This window comes from Klenkia terrae (assembly GCF_037083865.1).
Taxonomy (GTDB): Bacteria; Actinomycetota; Actinomycetes; order Mycobacteriales; family Geodermatophilaceae; genus Klenkia; species Klenkia terrae.
Genome location: NZ_JBAPLV010000002.1, coordinates 228,756 through 252,029, shown reverse-complemented (window position 1 = coordinate 252,029; position 23,274 = coordinate 228,756). Strand labels below are relative to the sequence as shown.

The following is a 23,274-nucleotide window of genomic DNA, read 5'->3' as shown; positions in this document are numbered from 1 at the left end:
GTGATCGGCGGGCGAGCTGGGTTGGCCGCGGGCCGCGCACCGGCGAGGATCGCGGGTGCCGCCCAGCCGAGGGAGCCCGATGTACCAGCCCACCCCGAACGACATCGCGCTGATGGCCGGCCGCGCCGGCTACGTGCTCAAGGGCAATGACCGCGGCCGCTTCACCGTCGCCTCGCCCACGCTCTACCCGCACATGTGGAGCTGGGACGCCGGGTTCGTCGCCCTGGGCATCGCCACGGTGTCGGTGCCGCGGGCGCTGGACGAGCTGCGCACCCTGCTCGGCGGCCAGTGGACGACCGGGATGATCCCGCACATCCTGTTCCACTCCCCCAGCGACTACTTCCCCGACCCGGACCGCTGGCGCACCCAGGTCGCCGCCGCCCGGCCGGCCGGGGTGCTCACCTCGGGCATCACCCAGCCGCCGATCCACGTGATCGCGCTGTCCCGGATCCTGCACGACGCCCGGCGCAAGGGCGGTGCCGACCAGGAGCTGGCCGAGGCCTTCGTGGTGGAGACGTTCCCGCGCTGGCTGGCCTGGCACCGCTACCTGGCCACCGCCCGCGACCCGTACGCGCACGGGCTGGTCGAGATCCACCACGGCTGGGAGTCCGGGATGGACGACTCCCCGCGCTGGGACGCCCCCTACGCCCAGGTGCACCCGGGCCCAGACATGCCGCCGTTCGTCCGCCGGGACCTGGCGCACGTCAGCGACCCCTCGCAGCGTCCCTCGGACGGCGAGTACGCCAAGTACCTGTGGCTGGTCGAGCAGAAGGTCCGGGCCCGCTACGACGACGCGGCCTACCGGGCCACCGGCGACTTCGTGGTCGGCGACGTCCTGGTGTCGGCGCTGCTGGCCGCGGCGTCGGACCTGCTGGCCGACATGGGCTCGGAGCTGGGCATCGTGGACGGCGTCGAGGAGTCCCGGGCGATCGCCCGCCGGTTCCGCACCGGGGTGCTGCGCTCGGTGGACCCGGGCACCGGCCTGGCCCGCGACCTGGACCTGCGCACCGGGCGGTACCTGGACGTCGACTCCGCCGCCGGGTTCGCCCCGCTGGTCTGCGGCGGGGACGAGGCGCTCATCCGCCGCCAGCGCGACCTGCTGCTGGGCCCCCGCTGGTGCGGGCACTCCCGGCTGCGGTGGCCCGTCGTCCCGTCGGTGTCGCCGGCCTCGCCGCACTTCCGCGAGCGCACCTACTGGCGCGGACCGCAGTGGCCGGTGCTCAACTGGCTGATGGCCTGGGCGCTCAACCGGTCCGGCGAGCAGGAGGCGGCCAACGCGCTCCGGCTGGCCGGGCTGGCCCAGCTGGTCGAGTGCGACTTCGCCGAGTACTACCAGCCGATCACCGGCGAGCAGCTGGGCAGCAGGGACCAGTCGTGGACGGCGGCGATCGCCCTGGACTTCCTGGCCGCCCGCCGGCCCGGGCGCCGCAAGCACGTCCGGCTGCTGACCAGCGAGCTGCCCGCCGTCACCCCGGCCGGTCCCCCGCGCCGCGCGGGCTGACCAGCTGGGCCTCGATCGCGTCGGCGAGCGGGGCCAGGACGGCGGCCGGCAGCGCGTGGCCCATGCCCGGGACGGTCACCACGTGCGCGTTCCCCAGCGCGTCGGCCAGCCGTCGGGCGTTGGGCGGCGGGTACGCGGGGTCGGCCGGCGCCTCCACGACCAGCACCGGGACGGCGACCGACGCCAGCTCGGCGCCCCGCGCCAGCCCGGACTGGTCGGCGGTGGCGTGGGCCGTCGCGGGCAGCAGACCGCCGGAGTGCTCGGCCACCCGCAGCTCCTGCGCGCGCCACTCCGCCGGGTCGACCGGGATGCCGTCGCCGTGCAGCAGCCGCCAGTGCTCGACCCGCCAGGCCAGCTCGGCCTCGTCGTCCCGGGGCTCGCCCATGGTCGCCCAGAAGGCCAGCAGCTCCGCCGACGGCCCGGGCGCGGGCTCGCCGGGCGCCCCGCCGAGCGGTCCGGTGCCGAACAGCGTGGCGCTCAGCAGCCGGTCGGGGTGGTCCAGCAGCAGAAGCTGGGTGAGCAGGCCGCCCATCGACATGCCGACCACGTGCGCCCGGTCGATCCCCAGGCCGTCGAGGACGGCGACCGCGTCGTCGGCCAGCTCCCGCAGCGCGTAGGAGCTGCCCGCGGTCGACCGGCCGGTGTCCCGGTGGTCGTACCGGACGACCCGGTACGACCGGGCCAGCCGGTCGACCAGCGCGTCGGGCCAGAACAGGCCCGACGACGCCGCGCCCATCACCAGCAGTACCGCCGGCGCCCCGGGGTCGCCCCGCTCCTCGACCCACAGCTCGACCCCGTCGGCGACCGGCACGGTGCGTTCCATGCCGCCACCGTGCCGGACCCCGGGCCGGGGCGCGACTGCTTTCCGGCTGCCTCAGGCCGGCCGGGCCAGCAGCTCCGAGAGGTTGGCGTCGACGGCGTCCAGGTAGGTCTTCTCGAACCCGAACAGGCCGAAGTGCCCGGCGATGCTGGGCAGCACCCGCAGCTCGGCGCCGGGGACCAGCTCGGCCTCCCGCCGGCAGTCGCGGACCGGGAAGAACATGTCCTCGTCGATCGGCATCACGAAGGTCACCGCGGTGATCCGCCCCAGCGCCGCGGCCAGGTCGCCGTCGGTGTGCCGGGCGACGTCGCCGCGCTGCCACTTCCAGCCCATGCTCAGCAGCGCGTTGGGGTCCATCGCGCCGAAGACCGCCTGGGTGAAGCGCTCCTGGAACTCGGTGAAGGTGTCCCAGTGCACGTCGGGCAGCTCGATGCCCCTCCAGAACCCGGACCGCCAGAACTCCGTGGACAGCCCCATGATCGCCCAGATGTCGGCGTGCCGGCGCAGCCCCGCGGCGACCTCGGCGTTCGAGCTGTACTCCCCGCCGGCCCAGCCGGGGTCCGAGGTGATCGCGTCCATCAGCGCCTGGGTGAACAGGTAGTCGTGCGGGGTGTTCTGCGCGGTGCCGGCGATCGGGGCGCACCGGGCGACCTGGTCGGGGTACCGGACGGCCCACTCGTAGGCCTGCTGCGCACCCATCGACCCGCCGACCACCAGTGCCCACCGCTCGATGCCCCACAGGTCGGCGGCCAGCTGCCGCTGCGCCCGGACGTCGTCCCCGATCCGGACCTTCGGGAACCTCGACATCGCGATGGAGGGGTCGTCGGTGGTGTGCGGTGACGTGGACAGCCCGTTGCCGATCTGGTTCACCACCACGATGAACCACTTCTCCGGGTCCAGCGCCCGGCCGGGGCCGAGGTAGACCTGCCACCAGGTGGCGTGGGTGCCGCTGAACCAGGTGGGCACCAGGATCGCGTTGTCCATGGCCTCGTTCAGCACGCCGTAGGTGGCGTAGGCGAGCTGGAGGTCCGGGATGGTCCCGCCCTCCTCGAGGTCGAAGGACCCCAGCGAGTGCATCTCGTAGGGGCCCTGGACCTCAGGTGCGTAGAACGGGTTCTCGAGCACGGACAGCTCCTCGTCGAGCCGGGTGGGGTGACGCCGCTCACCCTCTCCCATGACCGGCGACGGCGACAGCCCCGCGGTCGGGCAGGATCGACGCCATGCCCCGCCCGCTGCCGCCGCTGCCCACCACCGTCGTCGGGAGCCTGCCGCAGCCCGGGTGGTTGATCGACCGGGACCGGCTGGGCCACCAGTTCCCGCCACGGGTCCGGGCCGCCGAGCTGTGGCGCATCCCCGAGGCCGACCTCGCCGAGGCGCAGGACGACGCCACGCTGGTCACCATCCGCGCGCAGGAGGCGGCCGGGCTGGACATCGTCGGGGACGGCGAGATCCGCCGGGAGTCCTACTCCAACCACTTCGCCACCGCGCTGGAGGGCATCGACCTGGACAACCCGGGCACGGTGCGCAACCGCTCGGGCCTGGACATCCCGGTCCCGCGGATCACCGGCCCGATCACCCGGCCGCGCCCGGTGCAGGCCGACGACGTGCGGTTCCTGCGCGCGCACACCGACCGGGCCGTCAAGATCACCGTGCCGGGGCCGTTCACCATGGCCCAGCAGGCGCAGGACGACTTCTACGGCAGCGACCGCGAGCTGGCGCTGGCCTACGCCGACGTGGTCCGGGCCGAGATCGCCGACCTCTTCGCCGCCGGCGCCGACGTCGTCCAGCTGGACGAGCCGTGGCTGCAGGCCCGGCCCGACGTGGCCCGGCAGTACGGCGTGGAGGTGCTCAACCGGGCGCTCGAGGGCGCCACCGGCACCACCCACGTGCACCTGTGCTTCGGCTACGCCGCGATGGTCGCCCAGCGCCCCGACGGCTACTCCTTCCTGCCGGAGCTGGCCGACGTCACCGCCGACGCGATCTCGGTGGAGACCGCGCAGTCCAGCCTGGACCCCGCGACGCTGGCCCCGCTGCGCGGGAAGGGCATCGCGCTGGGCGTGCTGGACCTCTCGACGCCCGAGGTCGAGACGCCGGTGCAGGTCGCCGACCGGGTCCGCCGCGCCCTGGACCACGTGGACGTCGAGAAGCTGGTGCTGTCCAGCGACTGCGGCCTCAAGTACCTGCCGCGGGAGGCCGCCGCGGGCAAGATGCGGGCGCTGGCGACGGCGGCCGAGCTCGTGCGCGGCGAGCTGTAGCGCCGTGCTCGTCGCCGGGCTGGTCCTCGCCGGCATCGCCGCCGCCGTCCACCTGTACATCTTCGTGCTCGAGTCCCTCGCCTGGACCGGCGACAGGGCCCGGGCCACCTTCGGCACCACGCCCGAGCAGGCGCGCGAGACCCGGTCGATGGCGTTCAACCAGGGCTTCTACAACCTGTTCCTGGCCGTCGAGATCGCCGTCGGCATCGTGGTCGTGGCCGCCGGCGGCACCGCCGTGGGCGCCACGCTGGTGTTCGTCGGGGCCGGGTCGATGGTGGCCGCCGGGCTGGTCCTGCTGCTGTCCGACCGCAGCAAGACCCGGCCCGCGCTGATCCAGCTCACCCCACCGCTGCTGGGCATCGTGGCGCTGGCGGTGGGGCTCACCTCCTGAGGCCCTCAGTCCTCGGGCAGGTCGGCGAACGCCTTCTGCATCCCCCGGTACCAGTCCATCGACTTCTTGGGGTGCCGCCAGCGGCCCTTCATCGCGTCCCGGGCCTCCTGGTGGCTGGCGTCGCCGGCCTTCTCCGCCTCCTTGAGGTGCTGGTCCTGGGCGTTGATGACGGCGTTGGCGTCCTCGCCGCGGTGCGCCAGGTCGCAGGGGCCACCCAGCTGGGCGCAGGTCATGGTCTTCACGTCTCGGTCCTCTCTCGGGGGTGTTCATCTCCCTGACGACGGCCGTCGTCCGGGTGTGACCGGCGCTCGACCCGGGACAGCAGGTCGGGCTCGGCGCGGAAGGTGATGGCCTGCACCACGCCGTCGGCGACGGCGAAGTCGAAGACCACCTTGGCCTCGCCGCGGTGGTACCAGGCGTAGCCGGCCCGGCCGTCCACGAGCACCGGCAGCGCCGCGTGCGCACTGCCGTCGAAGAAAGCGGCCACCGCGTCCCTGCCCTCGATCCGCTCCGGGGTGCCGGCCTGCAGCGCGGCGGCGTCGGCGGTCACCCCGGCACCGGGCGCCAGCAGCTCGAGCAACCGGGCCAGGTCGCCGCCGCGGGCGGCGGCCATGAAGGCGTCCACCACCACCCAGTCGGCCAGCCGGTCCTCGGCTGCGGGCTGGGCGATCCGGGCGCGGGCCCGGGAGGCCAGCTTGCGGGCGGCGGCCGGGGTGGTGTCCAGGACCGCGGCGATGGTGGGGAACGCGAACCCGAAGCTGTCGTGCAGCACGAAGGCCACCCGCTCCCGCGGCGGCAACCGGTCCAGCACCACCTGCAGGGCCAGCCCCACGGTGTCGGCGAGCGCGACCTCGTCGGCGGGGTCGGCCACCGGATCCGGCACGTCCTCCAGCTCCTCGACGGGCACCGGGGTGCGGGCCTTGAGCCGGTCCAGGCACAGCCGCGTGGTGACCGTCGTCAGCCAGGCCGGCAGGTCCAGCACCTCGGTCTCCGTGCGGTGCAGCCGCAGCCAGGCCTGCTGGACGACGTCCTCGGCCTCGGACCGGTCACCCAGCACCCGCGCGGCCAGGGCGGTCAGCCTGGGCCGCTCCGCCTCGAACTCCTCGACCATCTCCACAGCCTCCTGACGACCCGGCCCCACGGGGTGTGACCGGGTCGGAATTGTCGCCCGGATGCGGTAGACAGCACGCCGTGGACAGCCCCGCGACGCACCCGGCCGACACCCACGACCTGATCCGGGTGCTGGGCGCCCGGGAGAACAACCTCAAGGACGTCGACGTCGAGATCCCGAAGCGGCGGCTGACGGTCTTCACCGGGGTCTCCGGGTCGGGCAAGAGCTCGCTGGTCTTCGCCACCATCGCCGCGGAGTCCCAGCGGCTGATCAACGAGACCTACCCGGCGTTCCTGCAGGGCTTCATGCCCAGCCAGGCCCGGCCCGACGTCGACCTGCTCGACGGCCTGACCACCGCGATCATCGTCGACCAGGAGCGGATGGGCGCCAACCCGCGGTCCACCCTGGGCACCGCGACCGACGTGAACGCCCTGCTCCGCATCCTGTTCGCCAAGATCGGCACCCCGCACATCGGCTCGGCGCAGGCGTTCTCGTTCAACACCGCCACGGTCAGCGGCAAGGGCGGGGTGACCGTCGAGAAGGGCGACCCCGAGGCCGGCCGGAACATCGAGCGCAAGGAGTTCCGCGTGCAGGGCGGCATGTGCCCCCGGTGCGAGGGCCGCGGGTCGGTCACCGACTTCGACCGCACCGCGCTCTACGACGACACCAAGACCATCAACGAGGGTGCGCTGACCATCCCCGGCTGGTCGATGGACGGCTGGCAGGGCCGGATCCTGCGCGGTTGCGGCCTGTTCGACTGCGACGTCCCCATCCGCGACCTGCCCGAGCGCGAGCTGCGCGCTCTGCTGTACCAGGACGCCACCAAGATCAAGGTCGAGGGCATCAACCTGACCTTCCTCGGGATCATCCCGCAGATCCAGAAGACGTTCCTCAGCAAGGACGTCGACTCGATGCAGCCGCACATCCGGGCGTTCGTCGAGCGCGCGGTCACCTTCACCACCTGCCCGGACTGCGCCGGCACCCGGCTCAACGACACCGCCCGCTCGTCCCTGGTCGCCGGCAAGAACATCGCCGAGCTGTGCCAGATGCAGATCAGCGACCTGGCCGACTGGATCCGCCGGCTCGACGAGCCGTCGGTGGCCCCGCTGCTCGGCGGCCTGCGGGACACCCTGGACGCGTTCACCGACATCGGGCTGGGCTACCTGTCGCTGGACCGGCCCGCGGGCACGCTGTCGGGTGGTGAGGCCCAGCGCACCAAGTTGATCCGGCACCTGGGCAGCTCGCTGACCGACGTCACCTACGTCTTCGACGAGCCCACCATCGGGCTGCACCCGCACGACATCGACAAGATGAACGCCCTGCTGCTGCAGCTGCGCGACAAGGGCAACACCGTGCTGGTCGTCGAGCACAAGCCCGAGACGATCGCGATCGCCGACCACGTGGTGGACATCGGCCCGCGGGCCGGCACCGCCGGCGGGCAGGTCGTCTACGAGGGGTCGCTGGCGGGTCTGCGGGCCAGCGGCACGCTGACCGGCACGCACCTCGACGACCGGGCGACGCTGAAGCCGACGGTGCGCACGCCGACCGGGGTGCTCGAGGTGCGCGGGGCCAGCACGCACAACCTGCGCGACGTCGACGTGGACATCCCGCTGGGCGTGCTCACCGTGGTGACCGGGGTCGCCGGGTCGGGCAAGAGCTCGCTGGTGCACGGCTCGGTGGCCGGGCGCGAGGGCGTGGTGAGCATCGACCAGACCGCGATCAAGGGGTCCCGGCGGAGCAACCCGGCCACCTACACCGGGCTGCTGGAGCCGGTGCGCAAGGCGTTCGCCAAGGCCAACGGGGTCAAGCCCGCCCTCTTCAGCGCCAACTCCGAGGGCGCCTGCCCCTCCTGCAACGGCGCCGGCGTGATCATCACCGAGATCCCGACGATGGGCACCGTCTCCACGCCCTGCGAGGAGTGCGAGGGCAAGCGCTTCCAGGCCGCGGTGCTGGAGTACCGGCTCGAGGGCAAGAACATCGCCGAGGTGCTCGCGCTGCCGGTCACCGAGGCGCTGGAGTACTTCGGGACCGGCGCGGCCAAGACCCCGGCCGCGCAGAAGGTGCTGGGCCGGATGGTCGACGTCGGGCTGGGCTACCTGACCCTCGGGCAGCCGCTGAACACGCTGTCCGGCGGCGAGCGCCAGCGGCTGAAGCTGGCGATCCAGATGGGCGAGGGCGGCACCGTCTACGTGCTCGACGAGCCCACCACAGGCCTGCACCTGGCCGACGTCGACCAGCTGCTGGGCCTGCTCGACCGGCTGGTCGACGCCGGCCGGTCGGTGATCGTCATCGAGCACCACCAGGCCGTGATGGCCCACGCCGACCAGATCATCGACATCGGTCCCGGCGCCGGCCACGACGGCGGCCGGGTGGTCTTCCAGGGCACCCCCGCCGAGCTGGTCGCCGACCGCGGCACCCTCACCGGCCAGCACCTGGCCGCCTACGTCGGCGCCTGACCGGCGGCGGTCGGCGAACCGCGCCCGCCTCCGTCAGCCCCCTGCCGGGCCGGCGACCAGATAGCCGGCCCACCCGTCGTACCCGCCGCCGTGGCGACCGACGATCTCGACGATCTCCCGGGTGAACGCGTCCGCCGTGTCGAGGTCGGCGGCGTCGATGCGGGAGAACTCGATCCGGGCGCGCCGCAGACCCCGCTGCACGCCGTCCACCCGGAACCCGGCCGCCTCCAGGTCGGACTGCACCGCGGCCGCGTGCGTGCGGGGGACGACGACCAGGTGGTCCAGCGGTCGCGGGGACGCTGGGTGGTCCCCCATCCCGATCCGCTGCTGCACCAGCGCAGCGTTGGCCTCGTGGTGCTCGGTCAGCTCCGACGTCATGGCTGCGGACGGTAGCCACCGGGCGGCCACGACGCAGCAGAGCCCGGGCGGTCCGTGGACCGTCCGGGCTCTGCCTACCTCTGCAAGGGGTACTGCTGTGATGGTGGAGGTGGCGGGAATCGAACCCGCGTCCTTCGACGCGCGACCAGGGCTTCTCCGAGCGCAGTCCGCGTAGTCCCTGCTCGACCTTCCCGATCCCACGAACAGGTCGGGACGACAGGCCCAGTCGCTGTGTGGTGTCCCGTGCCGGTCCGCGACCGACCAGCACGGTGAGTCATCTAGCTGATGCCAGGATCCGGGCCGATGACGAAACCCGGGCTGACAGACTCACTCTGGCTGCTTACGCAGCGAGAGCGAAGTCGCGCTGACTGGAGTCGGCGCTTGTGTGTTTTCCAACGCGTGGTTAACGAGCTCATCGTTGGCTTCCTCGGCTCGCTTCCCCTGGTGACCCGACCGAAGTCGAGACCAATCACCCCCTGTGCAGTTGTACGGAGATCGTAACCCGCCATCCGCCCGGAAGCTTCCCGATTCACCCCGGGGGCGGGTCAGATCCAGTCGCGGCGTTTGAAGATCACGTACAGCGCCAGGCTGATGCCGAACATCAGGGTCAGCGCGAACGGGTAGCCGAACACCCAGGTCAGCTCGGGCATGTGCTGGAAGTTCATGCCGTACACCCCGCCCACCAGCGACGGGGCGAAGAGGATGGCCGCCCAGGCCGAGATCTTCTTGACCTCCTCGCCCTGGGCGATCGAGGTCTCCGAGAGCGTCTTCATCTCCTCGTTCTGCCGCTGCGCGACCAGGGTGGCGTTGACCGTGAGGATGTCCCGCAGCTGGGAGCGGAAGGCGTCGACCCGCTCGTTGATGCCGGTGACGTGGTCGGCCACGTCGCGCAGGGCGGCCCGCAGGTCCTCGTCGACGGCGTACTTCTCGAACCCGGCGGTGATCGCCGCGCAGATCCCGGCCAGCGGGGCGGTGGCCCGCTGCACGTCGAGCACCTCCTGGGACAGCTCGTAGATCCGCCGGGACACCTTCGGGTCCCCGCGGAACACCTCGAGCTCGATCTCGTCGATGTCCTTGTCCAGCCCGGCCAGCACCGGCAGGTACCCGTCGACGACGGCGTCCAGGATCGCGTAGAGCACCGACTCGCTGCCCTTGGCCAGCAGCTCGGGGTCGCTCTCCAGCCGCCGGCGGACCCGGGCGAGGTCCGGGGACTCGGCATGCCGGATGGTGATCACGAAGTCGCGCCCCAGGAACAGGTGCAGCTCGCCGAACTCCACCTCCTCGCGGGCGTCGAGGTACCGGGCGGCCTTGAGGACGACGAAGAGCGTGTCGCCGTAGCGCTCGAACTTGGGCCGCTGGTGGGCGTGGATGGCGTCCTCGACGGCCAGCTCCGGCAGGTCGAACAGCTCCGCGAGCTCGCCGACCTGGTGCGGCTCGGGCCGGTACAGCCCCAGCCAGGCCAGCCGGTTCTCCGTGAACCCATCGGTGAGGCGCAGCCAGGTGCGGCTCTCCTCCGGCGACTCCGGGGTGTCCACCCGCCGGCCGGCGCTGTAGACGGCGTTGTCGATGAGCTTGGGCGCCCGGCCCGGCAGCTCGAGCCGGGTGACCGGCTCGGGGGCCAGCCCGGCGGGGCGGGGACGGCGGGTGAGCGTGCTGAGCGCGGTCAGCGGGGCGGTGAGCTGGGGACGGCGGCGGTCGGCCACGACGGACTCCCTCGGGTGGTGCGGGTGGGGGACGTCGGAGGAGGTCCCGCGCGCACCGGTCCCCGCGAGGGGGACAGCGGCCGGCCGCGTCAGGCGGCGGGGACCTCGGGACTGTGACTGGGGGGCTCGCTGCGCATGCGTGCCACCTCCCGTCCCGTCGGGCCCCGGTGCGGGCCGTCGTCCATGGTGACACGCCCGGGCCGGGAACAGCACGCACGGCAGGGGTCGGTGCGGTGAACACCACTCGCCCGGGGCCCCCGGCCCGGTGGACTGCTGTCCACCGGCCGGAGTGGACTGCTCCCGACGCGGGTGGACCGCGGCAGGCTGGCGCACGTGTCCACGCCGCCGTCGCCGTCGCTGAGCCCCCTCCAGCAGTTGCGCACCGGCCGGATGCCCCGACGGCTGGTCCAGCTCTACGCCGGGCTGGCCCTCTACGGGTTCTCCATGGCGATGGTGCTCCGCGCCGATCTCGGGCTGGACCCCTGGGACGTGCTGCACCAGGGCCTGGCCGAGCAGCTGGGCTGGTCCTTCGGCACGGTCGTCATCGTGGTCGGCGCGCTGGTGCTGCTGCTGTGGGTGCCGCTGCGCCAGTGGCCGGGGCTGGGCACGGTGAGCAACGTCGTGGTCATCGGCCTGACGGTGGACGCCGGCCTCGCGGTGCTGCCGCCGGTGGAGTCCCTGCCGCTGCGGGTCGGGCTGCTCCTCGGCGGCGTGGTGCTCAACGGGCTGGCCGGGGCGACCTACCTGGCCAGCGAGTTCGGCGCCGGACCACGGGACGGCCTGATGACCGGCCTGGTCGCGCGCACCGGCCGCAGCGTGCGGTTGGTCCGCACCTGCCTGGAGGTCACCGTGCTGGGCGTCGGGCTGCTGCTCGGCGGCACGGTCGGCATCGGGACGGTGCTCTACGCGGTGGCCATCGGTCCGCTGGTCCAGCTGTTCCTGCCGCTGGTCGCCGTCCGCCGGCGGGCCGCGGACCGGGAGGCCCAGCCCGCCTGACCGGGCTCAAGCACCCGGCCACGGTGGTCGATCACCGGGAGGACTCCCCGCCCCGGCCCGAGGACCCCGTGACCACCAGCCTCGACCCCGCACCGCCCCCGACCACCGCCGCGCCCCGCCACCGGTGGCGCGACGCGGCGTTGCTGGGCGGGGCGCTGCCGTTCGTGCTGGTCGCCCTCGCCCGGTCGACAGCGTTCGCCGAGGGCGACACCTACTGGCAGATCACCACCGGCGCCGAGGTCCTGGCCCGGCGCACCACAGCGCTGGTGGAGGACGACAGCTGGAACGCCGCCGGGACACCGTGGCACCCGAACTCCTGGGGCTACGACGTCCTGGTCGACCTGGCCTGGCGGCTCGGCGGCTGGGCGGGCCTGGGCTGGTTCACCGTGCTCACGGTGTCCCTGGTCGGCGTCGCGGTCGTCGTGGTCGGACGCCGGCTGGGTGCCGCGGCGCCCGCGCTGGCCGTGGTGTCCACGCTGGCCGTCGTCCCGCTGACCGCCTGGCTGTCGGCCCGGCCGCAGACGGTCAGCTACGCCGCGCTGGTCCTCCTCGTCGGGCTGGCCGCCCGGGTGCTCCTGGGCACCGGACGACGGTCGGCCCTGCTCGGGGCCGCGGGCCTGGTCGGGCTCACCGCGCTGTGGGTCAACCTGCACCTGGCCGCGCTCGGCGGGTTCGCCGCGGTGGCCGGCGGGGTCGGTCTCGCCGTCCTCGCCGGACCCGTCCGCACCGCCGTCCGCGAGCGCCGCTGGCGGGACGTCGCCGGGCAGCTGGTCCGACCCGCCGTGGTCGTCGGAGCGGTGGGCCTGGGCTGCCTGGCCTCCCCGCTCGGCACCGGCATCGTGGCCGCGGCCGGGCACACCGCCGACGAGTCCACGGCGCTGATCGACGAGTGGGCCCCGCTGTGGCGGGCCAAGCCGGTGCTGGCGATGACCTGGGTCGCCGCCGCGCTGTGCCTGGCCGTGCTGGTGCTGGCCTGGCGCCGGGCGGCCGCGGCCGACCGGGTCCCCGGGTGGCTGCCCTGCTGGGTCGGGGCGGTCGCGGTGCTGGTGATCGGCGGGGTGACCGCCGCCCGCTTCTCCCCCATGGCCGTGCTGGTGGCCCTGCCCGCGGTGGCCGCCGTGCTGCCCGCGGTCACCCCGGGCCGGGTGCCGCGGCTGGTGCGCCGGCTGTCCTGGGCGCTGCCGGTGGCGATCGGGGCGACGGTCGTCGCCGTCGCGCTCACCAGCCCCGGCTCGTTCGGACGACCGGGACCGCTGTTCCCGACCGCGGCGACCGTCGCGGCGATCCCCGACGGGTGCCGGGTGCTCAACGAGTACGACGAGGGCGGTCTGCTCACCCTGCTCCGCGGGCAGGACGGCGTCCTGGTCTCCGCCGACGGCCGCAACGACGTCTACGGCATGCCGGCGCTGCTGGCCACCGAGCGGCTGATGGACGGCGCGGACGGCGCGCTGGACACGCTGACCGCCGCCGGGGTCGGGTGCCTGCTGCTCACCCCCGACCGGCCGCTGGTCGCCCAGGCGGTGGCCGCCGGCTGGGCGGTCACCGCCCGGGACGACGCCCGGGTGCTGCTGGTCGCGCCCTAGCTGGAGCCGACCTCGCCCTCGGGCGGGGGCACCTGCAGCGCGACCAGGAACCGGCTGACCATCGCGTAGCCGCCGATGGTGACCATCAGCTCGACGATCTCGCGCTCGCTGAACTCCGCGCGGACCTGGTCGAACAGCAGCTCGGGCACCTCGATGCCCCAGGTCGAGGCATCGGTGAGCTCCAGCACCAGGTTCTGCCGGGCGTCGAAGTGCGTCGAGGGGTCCTGCTCGTACAGCGCGTCGATCTGGGCGTCGGTCACCCCGGCGCGGCGGGCGGCGTCCTTGTGGGCGACCCACTCGAAGGCCGCGTTGTTCAGCACGGCCACCCGCAGGATGGCCAGCTCGCGCAGGTCGGCGGCCAGCGACGACCGGTGCCGGAGCGCGCCCAGCAGCTCGTTCCAGCCGTCGGCGACCGGCGGGCTGTGCAGCAGCAGCCGGTCCAGCGCGGACAGCTCGCCGCCGCGGCGGGCCGCCATCCGCTCGGCGACCGCGGCGTCGTCCGGCGCGACCTCGGGGAAGGGCAGCCGGGCCGGGCCGGTCGCCTCGTGGTGGGTGCCGCTCACCGCTGACCACCCGCCAGGACGCCGGCCGGGTAGGCGCCGTTGCCGACCAGGGTGCGGGCCATGCCCTTGGCCAGCTCCACCACCCGTGCGGTGCGCTCGGGCCCCAGGTGCTCGAAGGGTTGGGTGCTCATCGTGTCCGTCGCCTCCTCCACGGCCCCGCGCAGGGCCACGCCGTCCTCGGTCAGTGCTCCGTGCTCGTCGACCAGCCCGCGGGCGACGAGGCCGTCCTGGGCCGCCGCCCACTCCTCGGGCGACCAGCCCCGGGTGCGCTGGGCGGCCTCGACGGTGAACCCGCGGCCGGTCGCGGTGTGCGTCACCAGCGCCTCCAGCCCGGACAGCCCGTGCAGCTGCAGCGCCATCAGGTGCCCGTCGCCGCGGTGCTCGCGCAGCAGGGTCACCGCGTGCCACAGCCGGACCACCGGGTCGGTGGGCCACTCGAGGTCGGCGTGCCCGGCGTACAGCGGGCGGGCCTCGGGGGTCAGCACGGTGGACGCCTCGGCCAGCAGGTCGCCGAGCTCGACGACGTCGGCCAGCGGGGTGTCGCCGAGCAGCCGGGTCAGGGAGTCCCCGGCGCTGGCGAACCGGGCGGCGACCACGGTCTCCGGGGTGGCCAGCGTCCAGCAGCGGGGCACGTGCCGGGCCACCAGGGCCGGCGCGAAGTTGTAGAAGGTCGCCGTCACCACACCCGGGGACACCGCGCCCATCGGGGCGGCCCGGCCGGCGAAGTAGGTCATCCGGCCCGGCCGCAGCCCGGCCGCCGCGAGCTGCTCGTCGAGCTCGGGGCTGAAGTAGTGGTGGGAGTGCAGCGGCTCGATCGCCCGGTGGGCGCGGGCGGCCAGCCGGGCGTCCACCCCCGCCGGTGTGAGCTGATCCACAGTGACCATGCCCGGACCCTACTGGTCGGTCACCCCTGCGGTGCGAGCTGGACCGACCACGAGACCTGGGTGCGGCGGACCCGGAAGCCCATGGCCTCGTACAGGCCCTGCGCGTCGCTGACGTTGTCGGTGTCGACCTCCAGCGACGCGCTCGCGCACCCGGCCGCGGACGCCGCGGCCAGCGCCGCGGTGATGACCGCCTTGGACAGCCCGCGCCCGCGGGCGGCCGGCACCACGCCGATCTGGCCGTAGTAGGCGTCGACCTCACCGGTGGCCGCGGTGTCCGCGTCGTGCACGTACGCGAGCACGTAGCCCAGCACGTCCCCGTCGCCCACGGCGAGCACCGACAGGTCGGGCCGGAAGGCGCGCTGCCCGGTGAACATCGCCTCCCACGAGGTGCGGTCGCGCTCGCTGGAGCCGTAGTGCTCGGTGAACGCGGCGTTGTGGGCGTGCCGCACCTGCTCGTCGCGCGCCCAGTCGAAGGGCACCAGCTGCACGCCCTCGACGGTGCGGGGCTCGGGCAGCCCGGTGAGCGGTCGGGACATCTGCTGGAACCAGCGGGCCGGTGCGAACCCGGCCCGGCGGAGCAGGCCCTCCTGGCCGGCGATGGTCGACTGCGCCAGCACGGTCAGCCGGCCCGGCGCCTCCGGGTGGCGGGCGGCGTGGACCGCCGTGCCCCGGGCGACCTGCCAGTCCAGCAGGGCGCGGCCGATGCCCTCGCCCCGGCGGTCGGGGTGCACCCGGCCGTCCAGGTGCACGGCGTAGGCGTCCCGAAAGGTCGGCGGCGCCACCGTGGTGCCGACCGCGACGACGTCGTCGCCGTCCAGCACCACCCGCAGGTCGTGCTCGACCTCGACGTAGGGGGCGAACCAGTACTCGGCCAGGTCGTGCGCGTCGTGGTGCTCGCCGGTGTCGTCGACCTGCTCGGCCGCGGCGTACAGCGCGGCGACCGCCGGCAGGTCGTCCCGGGTGAGGGGGCGGTCGGTGAGTCCGGCGGGGAAGGGCACGGGTACCGACCCTAGGGGGTGAGCCCGAACAGCCGCGCCCCGTTGCCCCACAGGACCGACCGCAGCCACCCCTCGCCCAGACCCAGCCGGTGCAGGGCGGCGAGCTGGTGGGCGTAGGGGTACGGGATGGTCGGGAAGTCGCTGCCGAGCAGCACCTTGTCCCCCAGCGCCGCCAGCCGCGGCAGCAACGCGCGGTCGAAGGGCATGAGCGCCTCGGTGAAGTCGGTGGCGAACATGGTGGTGTCCAGCCGGACGCCGTCGTAGGTCTCGGCCAGGGTCAGGAACTCCGCGTACTCCGGCATGCCGAGGTGCGCGATCACCAGCTGCAGCCGCGGGTGCCGCTGGAGCAGCCCGGCCATCGGCGCGGGTCCGGTGTGCTCCCCGGCCAGCGGCCCCGACCCGCAGTGGATGACCACCGGGGTGCCGGCGTCCTGTAGCGCGGCCCACACCGGCTCGAGCAGCGGGTGCCGGGGGTCGAACGAACCGACCTGCACGTGGACCTTGAACACCCGGGCGCCGGCCCCGATCGCCGCGGGAACGTAGTCCGCGGCCTCGGGCTCGGGGAAGAAGGTGGCCGACTGCAGCACCTGCGGGTGGTCCTGGGCGAACGCCGCCGACCAGTCGTTGAGCCCGGCCGCCATCCCCGGCTTGTGCGGGTAGTTCAGCGCCGAGAACGCCCGGACGCCGAGCTGCGCGAGCTGGGCCAACCGCTCGTCGACGGTCCCCGGGTAGGTGACCGGCCACGGCGCGCCGTAGTGCGTCTCCGCCTGGGCGAAGTACGCCCACACCGCCGCCTGCACCCGCTCGGGCATGAAGTGCACGTGCACGTCGACCATCCCGGGGATCCCCAGCTCGGCCAGGTACCGCGGGACGTCGGCGTCGTCGACCGGCGGGTGCACCACGACGTCACCCTAGGACGATCCCGAAAACCGGACTGCGTAAAAACTTGCACTGCGTCCAGTTTTCGGTCTAGCCTCCTCCCGTGGCCAGGACGACAGGACAGCGGTGCGTGGTCGACGCCGTGCAGGGCCTGCGCGAGCGCAAGAAGCTCGCGGCCTGGCGCACGATCCGGTCCACCGCGCTGCGGTTGATCGGCGAACGCGGCTTCGACGCGGTCAGCGTGGAGGACATCGCCCGGGAGGCCGGCGTCTCCCGCACCACGTTCTTCAGCTACTTCCCCAGCAAGGAGGCCGTCCTCTTCGACCTGGACCCGGTCGAGGTCCAGCGCTGGCAGGAGATGCTCGACCAGGTCCCCGACGACGTCCCGCTCTGGACGGCGATGACCGACGTCGCCCTCGCGCTGGCGGCGTCCCTGGCCGACCGGTTGCCCCTGCAGAAGCGGCTCACCGCCCAGTCACCGGACGTGTGCTCCGCCGCGCAGGGCACCTGCGACACCTTCTACCCCGACCTGCACGAGTGGCTGACCCGGCGGTCCCCCGACGCCGACCGGGTGCACGCCGCCCTCGTGCTCAACACCGCCGTCGCCGCCGTCGCCACCGCCATCGAGGCCTGGGACGTCGACGACCCCTTCGAGGACTTCCTGCAGATCCTCCGCGACTGCCTGCGCTGGGCCGGCGCAGGTCTCGCCCACCCCGTGGGCTGACCACCCCTCACCGGCACCCCTCCCCGGCACCCCCACCGGACGACCGCGCACCGACGCCGGCCGTCCCTGCCCGCACGCCCTCATCCCCCCGTCTGCGCACCCGCGCAGGAAGGACGGCTCCGCCATGCCCGCAGACAGCCCCACCACCACAGCCAGGGAGGCCGGGTCCCCTCAGTCCGGGCCCGATCCCCGCCGATGGCTCGCGCTGGCGGTCATCGCCGTCGCCCAGCTGATGATCGTGCTCGACGTGTCGGTCGTGAACATCGCGCTGCCCGACGCCGGTGCCGACCTCGGCATCTCCGCGGCCAACATCCAGTGGGTCGTCACCGCCTACACGCTCACCTTCGGCGGGCTGCTCCTGCTCGGCGGCCGGATCGCGGACTTCATCGGCCGCAAGCGGGCCTTCCTCGTCGGGCTGGGCGGGTTCGCCCTGGCCTCCGCGCTGGGCGGCATCGCGGCCAACCAGGAGCTGCTGTTCGCCGCCCGCGCGCTGCAGGGCGCCTTCGCGGCCCTGCTCGCACCGGCCGCGCTGTCCCTGCTGGCCGTGACCTTCACCGACCCGCGGGAGCGGGCCCGCGCCTTCGGGGTCTTCGGCGCCATCTCCGGCGGCGGGGCGGCCATCGGCCTGATCCTCGGCGGGGTGCTCACCGAGTACGCCTCGTGGCGCTGGACGCTCGGGATCAACGTGCCCATCGCGGCGGTCACCGCCGTCCTCGCCGTCACGCTGGTGACCGAGAGCCGGGCCACCGGCGACCGGCGCTTCGACATCCCCGGCGTCCTGCTGTCGGCCGCCGGGCTGGCCAGCCTGGTCTACGGGTTCAACAAGGCCGCCGAGGAGGGCGTGGGCTGGGGCGACCCGGTCACCCTGACGCTGCTCGCCGCCGCCGCGGTGCTGCTCGTCGGCTTCGTGGTCCGCGAGCGGAGCACCAGCCACCCGCTGCTGCCCCTGCGGGTGGTGCTCGACCGCAACCGCGGCGGGTCCTACCTGGTCTTCCTGCTGGTCGGGGCCGCCATGTTCGCGATCTTCCTGTTCCTGACCTTCTACTTCCAGCAGACCCTGGGCTACACCCCGCTGGAGTCCGGGTTCGCCTTCCTGCCCTTCAGCGGCGGCATCATCCTGGGCGCCGGCGTGGTCTCCCAGCTGCTCCCCCGCGTCGGGCCGCGGCCGCTGATGGTGGTCGGCCTGCTGCTGGCCGCGGTCGGCATGCTCTGGCTGACCCGCATCGGGGTGACCAGCTCCTACGTCACCGAGGTGCTCCCGGCCGAGGTCGTCATCAGCCTCGGCCTGGCCGCGGTTTTCGTGCCGGCGTCCAGCACCGCCCTGGTCGGGGTCTCCGAGCAGGACTCCGGGGTCGCCTCCGCGGTGCTCAACACCGCCCAGCAGGTCGGCGGCTCGCTGGGGCTGGCGCTGCTGAGCACGTTCTACGCCTCGTCGGTGACCGGCTACCTCGCCGAGAACCCCGGGGAGTCACCGGCCGCCGCGTTCGTGCACGGCTACCACGTGGCCTTCGTCTGGGGCGCCGGCTTCCTGGCGCTGGCCCTGCTGCTCGGCGCCGTTCTGGTGTCCGCGCGCAAGGACGACCTGCCCGCCGACGCGGCGCTGGCGGTCTGACCGACCGCCGGCCACGTCAGCGCAGGGTGACGACGACCTTGCCGCGGACGTGGCCGGCGGCCACCAGCTCGTGCGCCTCGCCGGTGCGCTCCAGCGGGAACGCCTTGGCCACCGGGACCCGCAGCTGGCCGTCGTCGGCGAGGCGGGCCAGCTCCTCCAGGTCGTGGGCGTCGGGTCGCACGAAGACGTACTGCCCGCCCAGGTCGTTGACCGCCGGGTCGACCACCGAGGCGATCCGGGCCGGGTCGCGGACCTGGTCCGGGGCGTCGGCCAGCGTCGCCCCGCCGACCAGGTCGAGGACGGCGTCCACCGGCTCGGAGAGCTGCTCGCTCAGCGGGCCGTCGGCGTAGTCGTAGACCTCGGCGCAGCCGGCCTCGCGGAGGAAGCCGTGGTTCTTCGCGCTCGCCGTGCCGATCACGTGCGCACCCAGCGCCACCGCGATCTGGACGGCGTTGAACCCCACCCCGCCGGCGGCGCGGTGCACCAGCACCCGGTCGCCCTCACCGACGTCGAGCACCTCGGTCAGCGCCTGGTAGGCGGTCAGCCCGGCCAGCGGCAGCGCCCCGGCCTCGGCGAAGGACAGCGACTCCGGCTTGTGCGCCAGGCACCGCTGCGGCGCGGCGACCAGCTCCGCGCAGGTGCCCAGGCCGACGTCGTCCCGGCGCACGTAGCCGAACACCTCGTCGCCGGGGGCGAACGCGGTCACGGCGGGACCGACCCGCTCCACGACGCCGGAGACGTCCCAGCCCGGCACGACCGGGAAGTGGTGCGGGAACAGCTCCGCCAGCCCGCCGGACCGGATGCCCACGTCGACCGGGTTGACCCCGGCCGCGTGCACCCGGACCAGGACGACGTCCGGACCCACCGGCGGGACCGGCAGGTCCTCGCGCAGCTGCAGCACCTCGACACCGCCGAAGGTGTCGTAGGCGATCCCCCGCATGGTCCCGCTCATCGTCGTCCGCCCCTCTTCACGTACTGGCCGAACGCCCGCTCCATCTCCCGGCGGCTGTCCTTCTCCGCGAGGTCCTGGCGCTTGTCGTAGCTCTTCTTGCCCTTGGCCAGCGCGAGCGTCGCCTTGGCCCGGCCGTCCTTGAAGTACAGGTCCAGCGGGACGAGCGTCAGCCCGCCCTCCTTGGTCTTGCCCACCAGCTTCTCGATCTCGCTGCGGTGCATGAGGATCTTCCGCTTGCGGCGGGGGGTGTGGTTGGTCCAGGTGCCCTCGGTGTACTCCGGGATGTGCACGTGGTGCAGCCACACCTCGCCGTCCTCGACCATGGCGAACCCGTCGACCAGCGACGCGCGACCCATCCGCAGGCTCTTGACCTCCGTGCCGGTCAGCACGAGCCCGACCTCGTAGGTGTCGAGGATCGAGTAGTCGTGCCGCGCCTTCTTGTTCTGGGCGATGAACTTCCGCCCCTGTTCTCGCGGCACTCTGCACCTCGTCGTCCTCCGGACGACACCGCTCCAGGTGCCGTCCCCAGCTGCGACGAGCGCACCCCGGGCATCGATCGCGGGAGCCTCCGGCCCCCACTCCTCAACCCGCCCCCGCAGGGCGCCTCGCCTTGGTCCGGGGTCAACTCTACGGTCGCCCCGCAACTCACATCGCCGCTAGAGCCGCACGTACAGCCGCAGGGTCACGTACGCCGCGATCGCCGCGAGGGCCATGCCGGCACCGGTGATGACCGGGCTGATCGTGGCGATGACACCCCAGTCGACCGGCGGGATGATCCCGGCGCGGATGGGGCCGGCCAGGGTGCGGTCGATGAAGAGCACCTTGGTCAGCACCAGGCCCACCGTGGCCAGCAACCCACCGAGCAGGCCGGCGAGCGCGGCCTCGAGGATGAACGGCAGCTGGGTGTACCAGCGGGAGGCTCCGACGAGTCTCATGATGTTGGTCTCGTTGCGCCGGTTGAAGGCCGCGAGCTGGATCGTGTTGGAGATCAGCAGCAACGCGGCCAGGGCCTGGACGACGGCCACCGCGATGGTCGCGTTCCGGGCACCGTTGAGCAGGCTGAACAACCGGTCCAGGAAGTCGCCCTCGTCGCGCACCTGGTCCACGCCGTTCTGCCCGTTCGGGAACTCGGCGGCGATCACCGAGTACCGCTCCGGGTTGACCAGCTCGACGCGGAAGCTCTCGGGCAGCGCGTTCGGGTCGGTGTTCTCGACCAGGGCCGGCTGCTGGGAGAACTGCTCGGTGAACCGCTGGTAGGCCTCGGCCTTGGACTCGTAGATGTAGTTCGCGACCTCGGGCGAGGAGTCGAGCTCGGTCGCGATGGACTCGCGCTGCTCCTCGGTGACGTCGTCGGTCAGGTAGATCGAGACCTGGACCTTGTCGTAGTAGATCGCTCGCATGTCGCTGATCATGTTGGCGATGACCAGGCCGGTGCCCATGAGGGCCAGCGAGATGCCGGTCGTCAGGATCATGGCGACCGTCATGGTCAGGTTCCGACGCAGCCCGGTGGCCACCTCGGAGAGGACGAAGTTGACGCGCATGGGTTCCTTCGGGAATTCGGGGGGTCAGCGACCGACGCCGTAGACGCCGCGCGACTGGTCGCGGGACACCTGACCGTCGTTCAGCTCGATCACGCGGCGGCGCATCGAGTCCACGATGTGGTAGTCGTGCGTGGCCATGACCACGGTCGTGCCGGTGCGGTTGATCCGCTCCAGCAGCAGCATGATGCCCTGGCTGGTCTCGGGGTCCAGGTTGCCGGTGGGCTCGTCGGCCAGCAGCACCAGCGGCCGGTTCACGAACGCGCGGGCGATCGCGACGCGCTGCTGCTCACCACCGGACAGCTCGGTGGGCAGGCGCTCGGCCTTGCCCTCCAGGCCGACCATCTCCAGCACCTCGGGCACGACCCGGCGGATGGTGCGCTGGGGCTTGTTGATCACCTCGAGGGCGAACGCGACGTTCTCCGCGACCGTGCGGTTGCGCAGCAGCCGGAAGTCCTGGAAGACGCAGCCCATCGTGCGGCGCAGCTTGGGCACCTGCCACTTGCTCATGGTGTTCAAGGTCTTGTCGTTGACCTTGATCGTGCCCTTGGTCGGGTTGTCCTCCTTCAGCAGCAGCCGCAGGAACGTGGACTTGCCCGATCCCGACGAACCGATGAGGAAGACGAACTCGCCCTTGTCGATCTCCATGGAGACGTCGTCCAGGGCCGGCCGCGGGCTCGTCGGGTACACCTTGGTGACGTGTTGCAATTCGATCACGGGGACTGACCGTACCCGCCGAACCTGGTCATCCTGGTCGGCTCGCCGTGCTGCGGGCGGAGCCTTACACCTCGGCGGCTTACTGCTCCTGCTGCTTGCGCCAGCGGATGCCGGCCTCGACGAAGGCGTCGATGTCCCCGTCGAGCACGTTGGAGGGGTTCCCGCTCTCCACCTCGGTGCGCAGGTCCTTCACCATCTGGTACGGGTGCAGGACGTAGGAGCGCATCTGGTTGCCCCAGCTGCTGCCCTCGCCCTTGAGCGCGTCCATCTCGGCCTTCTGCTCGCGCTGCCGGACGACGAGCAGCCGGGCCTGCAGCACCCGCAGGGCCGCGGCCCGGTTCTGGATCTGGGACTTCTCGTTCTGGCAGGACACCACGATCCCGGTGGGGATGTGGGTCATCCGGACGGCGGAGTCGGTGGTGTTCACCGACTGCCCACCGGGGCCCGAGGACCGGAAGACGTCGACCCGGATCTCGTTCTCGGGGATGTCGACGTGGTCGGTCTGCTCGACGACGGGCAGCACCTCGACCCCGGCGAAGGAGGTCTGCCGGCGGCCCTGGTTGTCGAAGGGCGAGATGCGCACCAGGCGGTGGGTGCCCTGCTCGACCGAGAGCGTGCCGTAGGCGTAGGGCTGCTTGACGGCGAAGGTGGCCGACTTGATCCCGGCCTCCTCGGCGTAGGAGGTGTCGTAGACCTCGGTCGGGTAGCCCTTGCGCTCGGCCCAGCGCAGGTACATGCGCAGCAGCATCTCGGCGAAGTCGGCGGCGTCCACGCCCCCGGCCTCCGACCGGACCGTGACCAGCGCCTCGCGGGAGTCGTACTCCCCGGACAGCAGGGTGCGGACCTCGAGCTCCTCGATCGCCTTCTGCAGGCTCTCGACCTCGCGCTCGGCCTCCAGGCGGGTGGCCTCGTCGTCCTCCTCGGCGGCCATCTCCCACAGCACGGCGACGTCGTCCATCCGGCTGCGCAGGTCCTCGACCCGGCGCAGGTCGCCCTGCAGGTAGGACAGCCGCGAGGTCAGCTTCTGCGCGGCCTCGACGTCGTCCCAGAGGTCCGGCGCGGCGGACTGCTGCTCGAGGTCGCGGATCTCGTCGCGCAGGTCGTCGAGCTTGAGGACGGTCTCGATGGACTTCAGCGTGCCGTCGAGGGCGTCCATGCGGGAGGAGAAGTCGGCAGCCACGGTGGTCCAGCCTAGTCGTCACCGGCCGGGCCG

The 23,274-nt window shown here is 73.1% G+C and carries 23 protein-coding genes and 1 other RNA gene; 8 read left to right on the top strand and 16 right to left on the bottom strand.

The features are described from left to right. Positions 1–79 precede the first annotated feature (79 nt). Positions 80–1,501: a glucosylglycerate hydrolase gene (gene ggh, locus UXQ13_RS03310; RefSeq protein WP_225232655.1), complete on the top strand. Its 1,422-nt coding sequence runs from the start codon at positions 80–82 to the stop codon at positions 1,499–1,501. Here the strand turns inward: ggh and UXQ13_RS03305 are convergent. Both UXQ13_RS03305 and UXQ13_RS03300 read right to left on the bottom strand, forming a co-directional pair. Next, positions 1,467–2,324 (bottom strand): alpha/beta fold hydrolase, encoded by an 858-nt coding sequence (locus UXQ13_RS03305; RefSeq protein ID WP_225232656.1) that lies wholly within the window; start codon positions 2,322–2,324, stop codon positions 1,467–1,469. The two genes, ggh and UXQ13_RS03305, sit on opposite strands and share 35 nt — an antisense overlap. A gap of 51 nt (positions 2,325–2,375) precedes the next feature. Continuing rightward, positions 2,376–3,446: an alpha/beta fold hydrolase gene (locus UXQ13_RS03300; RefSeq protein WP_225232657.1), complete on the bottom strand. Its 1,071-nt coding sequence runs from the start codon at positions 3,444–3,446 to the stop codon at positions 2,376–2,378. Positions 3,447–3,541: 95 nt separating this feature from the next. Between UXQ13_RS03300 and UXQ13_RS03295 the strand changes: the two genes are divergently transcribed. After that, entirely contained in the window at positions 3,542–4,576 is a 1,035-nt protein-coding gene (locus UXQ13_RS03295; RefSeq protein WP_225232658.1) for a uroporphyrinogen decarboxylase family protein, read from the top strand. Positions 4,577–4,580: 4 nt separating this feature from the next. After that, a complete protein-coding gene (locus UXQ13_RS03290) occupies positions 4,581–4,967 on the top strand; it encodes a DUF1304 domain-containing protein (RefSeq protein WP_225232659.1) in 387 nt (128 codons plus the stop codon). 5 nt (positions 4,968–4,972) lie between these two features. Here UXQ13_RS03290 and UXQ13_RS03285 read toward each other — a convergent pair whose 3' ends face one another. Beyond that, the gene (locus UXQ13_RS03285) at positions 4,973–5,209 is read right to left on the bottom strand and encodes a hypothetical protein (RefSeq protein WP_225232660.1); all 237 of its coding nucleotides are present in this window, start codon (positions 5,207–5,209) and stop codon (positions 4,973–4,975) included. Then, positions 5,206–6,078 carry a sigma-70 family RNA polymerase sigma factor gene (locus UXQ13_RS03280; RefSeq protein ID WP_225236010.1) on the bottom strand — a complete coding sequence of 291 codons (873 nt, stop codon included), beginning with the start codon at positions 6,076–6,078 and terminating at the stop codon, positions 5,206–5,208. Before UXQ13_RS03280 ends, UXQ13_RS03285 begins: the two co-directional genes overlap by 4 nt. Positions 6,079–6,158: 80 nt before the next feature. Here UXQ13_RS03280 and UXQ13_RS03275 point away from each other — a divergent pair, with 80 nt between their 5' ends. Then, positions 6,159–8,534 (top strand): ATP-binding cassette domain-containing protein, encoded by a 2,376-nt coding sequence (locus UXQ13_RS03275; RefSeq protein ID WP_225232661.1) that lies wholly within the window; start codon positions 6,159–6,161, stop codon positions 8,532–8,534. A 33-nt stretch (positions 8,535–8,567) separates the two neighbouring features. On the opposite strand, the gene UXQ13_RS03270 is transcribed toward UXQ13_RS03275, so the two are convergent. The 3 genes from UXQ13_RS03270 to UXQ13_RS03260 form a co-directional block, all read right to left on the bottom strand. Further along, positions 8,568–8,912 carry a ribonuclease E inhibitor RraB gene (locus UXQ13_RS03270; RefSeq protein ID WP_225232662.1) on the bottom strand — a complete coding sequence of 115 codons (345 nt, stop codon included), beginning with the start codon at positions 8,910–8,912 and terminating at the stop codon, positions 8,568–8,570. A 101-nt stretch (positions 8,913–9,013) separates the two neighbouring features. After that, positions 9,014–9,389, bottom strand: a transfer-messenger RNA (tmRNA) gene (gene ssrA, locus UXQ13_RS03265). A gap of 68 nt (positions 9,390–9,457) precedes the next feature. After that, positions 9,458–10,615, bottom strand: coding sequence for a magnesium and cobalt transport protein CorA (locus tag UXQ13_RS03260; RefSeq protein WP_336391810.1), 1,158 nt, complete (start codon positions 10,613–10,615; stop codon positions 9,458–9,460). A gap of 333 nt (positions 10,616–10,948) precedes the next feature. On the opposite strand from UXQ13_RS03260, the gene yczE reads away from it, so the two are divergent. Both yczE and UXQ13_RS03250 read left to right on the top strand, forming a co-directional pair. Continuing rightward, the gene (gene yczE, locus UXQ13_RS03255) at positions 10,949–11,611 is read left to right on the top strand and encodes a membrane protein YczE (protein ID WP_225231760.1); all 663 of its coding nucleotides are present in this window, start codon (positions 10,949–10,951) and stop codon (positions 11,609–11,611) included. Positions 11,612–11,679: 68 nt separating this feature from the next. Further along, positions 11,680–13,194, top strand: a complete 1,515-nt coding sequence (locus tag UXQ13_RS03250; RefSeq protein WP_336391809.1) for a hypothetical protein — start codon at positions 11,680–11,682, stop codon at positions 13,192–13,194. On the opposite strand, the gene UXQ13_RS03245 is transcribed toward UXQ13_RS03250, so the two are convergent. The 4 genes from UXQ13_RS03245 to UXQ13_RS03230 are packed head-to-tail and all read right to left on the bottom strand — an operon-like array spanning position 13,191 to position 16,541. Next, entirely contained in the window at positions 13,191–13,757 is a 567-nt protein-coding gene (locus tag UXQ13_RS03245) for a carboxymuconolactone decarboxylase family protein (protein WP_225232664.1), read from the bottom strand. The two genes, UXQ13_RS03250 and UXQ13_RS03245, sit on opposite strands and share 4 nt — an antisense overlap. After that, positions 13,754–14,641 carry an SCO6745 family protein gene (locus tag UXQ13_RS03240; protein WP_225232665.1) on the bottom strand — a complete coding sequence of 296 codons (888 nt, stop codon included), beginning with the start codon at positions 14,639–14,641 and terminating at the stop codon, positions 13,754–13,756. Before UXQ13_RS03240 ends, UXQ13_RS03245 begins: the two co-directional genes overlap by 4 nt. Positions 14,642–14,661: 20 nt before the next feature. Then, positions 14,662–15,639, bottom strand: a complete 978-nt coding sequence (locus tag UXQ13_RS03235) for a GNAT family N-acetyltransferase (RefSeq protein WP_225232666.1) — start codon at positions 15,637–15,639, stop codon at positions 14,662–14,664. 11 nt (positions 15,640–15,650) lie between these two features. Continuing rightward, a complete protein-coding gene (locus UXQ13_RS03230) occupies positions 15,651–16,541 on the bottom strand; it encodes an amidohydrolase family protein (protein ID WP_225232667.1) in 891 nt (296 codons plus the stop codon). Positions 16,542–16,621: 80 nt separating this feature from the next. On the opposite strand from UXQ13_RS03230, the gene UXQ13_RS03225 reads away from it, so the two are divergent. Both UXQ13_RS03225 and UXQ13_RS03220 read left to right on the top strand, forming a co-directional pair. After that, positions 16,622–17,242: a TetR family transcriptional regulator gene (locus UXQ13_RS03225; protein ID WP_225232668.1), complete on the top strand. Its 621-nt coding sequence runs from the start codon at positions 16,622–16,624 to the stop codon at positions 17,240–17,242. A 124-nt stretch (positions 17,243–17,366) separates the two neighbouring features. After that, a complete protein-coding gene (locus tag UXQ13_RS03220) occupies positions 17,367–18,854 on the top strand; it encodes an MFS transporter (RefSeq protein ID WP_336391808.1) in 1,488 nt (495 codons plus the stop codon). A 16-nt stretch (positions 18,855–18,870) separates the two neighbouring features. On the opposite strand, the gene UXQ13_RS03215 is transcribed toward UXQ13_RS03220, so the two are convergent. The 5 genes from UXQ13_RS03215 to prfB form a co-directional block, all read right to left on the bottom strand. Beyond that, on the bottom strand, positions 18,871–19,806 hold the full coding sequence (locus tag UXQ13_RS03215) for an NADP-dependent oxidoreductase (protein ID WP_225232669.1): 936 nt from the start codon (positions 19,804–19,806) through the stop codon (positions 18,871–18,873). Then, complete coding sequence (smpB, locus tag UXQ13_RS03210; RefSeq protein WP_091237991.1) at positions 19,803–20,285, bottom strand: SsrA-binding protein SmpB; 483 nt, start codon at positions 20,283–20,285, stop codon at positions 19,803–19,805. Before smpB ends, UXQ13_RS03215 begins: the two co-directional genes overlap by 4 nt. A 177-nt stretch (positions 20,286–20,462) precedes the next feature. Next, a complete protein-coding gene (ftsX, locus tag UXQ13_RS03205) occupies positions 20,463–21,347 on the bottom strand; it encodes a permease-like cell division protein FtsX (RefSeq protein WP_225232670.1) in 885 nt (294 codons plus the stop codon). 24 nt (positions 21,348–21,371) lie between these two features. Next, complete coding sequence (gene ftsE, locus UXQ13_RS03200; RefSeq protein WP_091237996.1) at positions 21,372–22,061, bottom strand: cell division ATP-binding protein FtsE; 690 nt, start codon at positions 22,059–22,061, stop codon at positions 21,372–21,374. 79 nt (positions 22,062–22,140) lie between these two features. Beyond that, positions 22,141–23,217 carry a peptide chain release factor 2 gene (gene prfB / locus UXQ13_RS03195; RefSeq protein WP_336391837.1) on the bottom strand — a complete coding sequence of 359 codons (1,077 nt, stop codon included), beginning with the start codon at positions 23,215–23,217 and terminating at the stop codon, positions 22,141–22,143. Between the last annotated feature and the right edge of the window lie 57 nt (positions 23,218–23,274).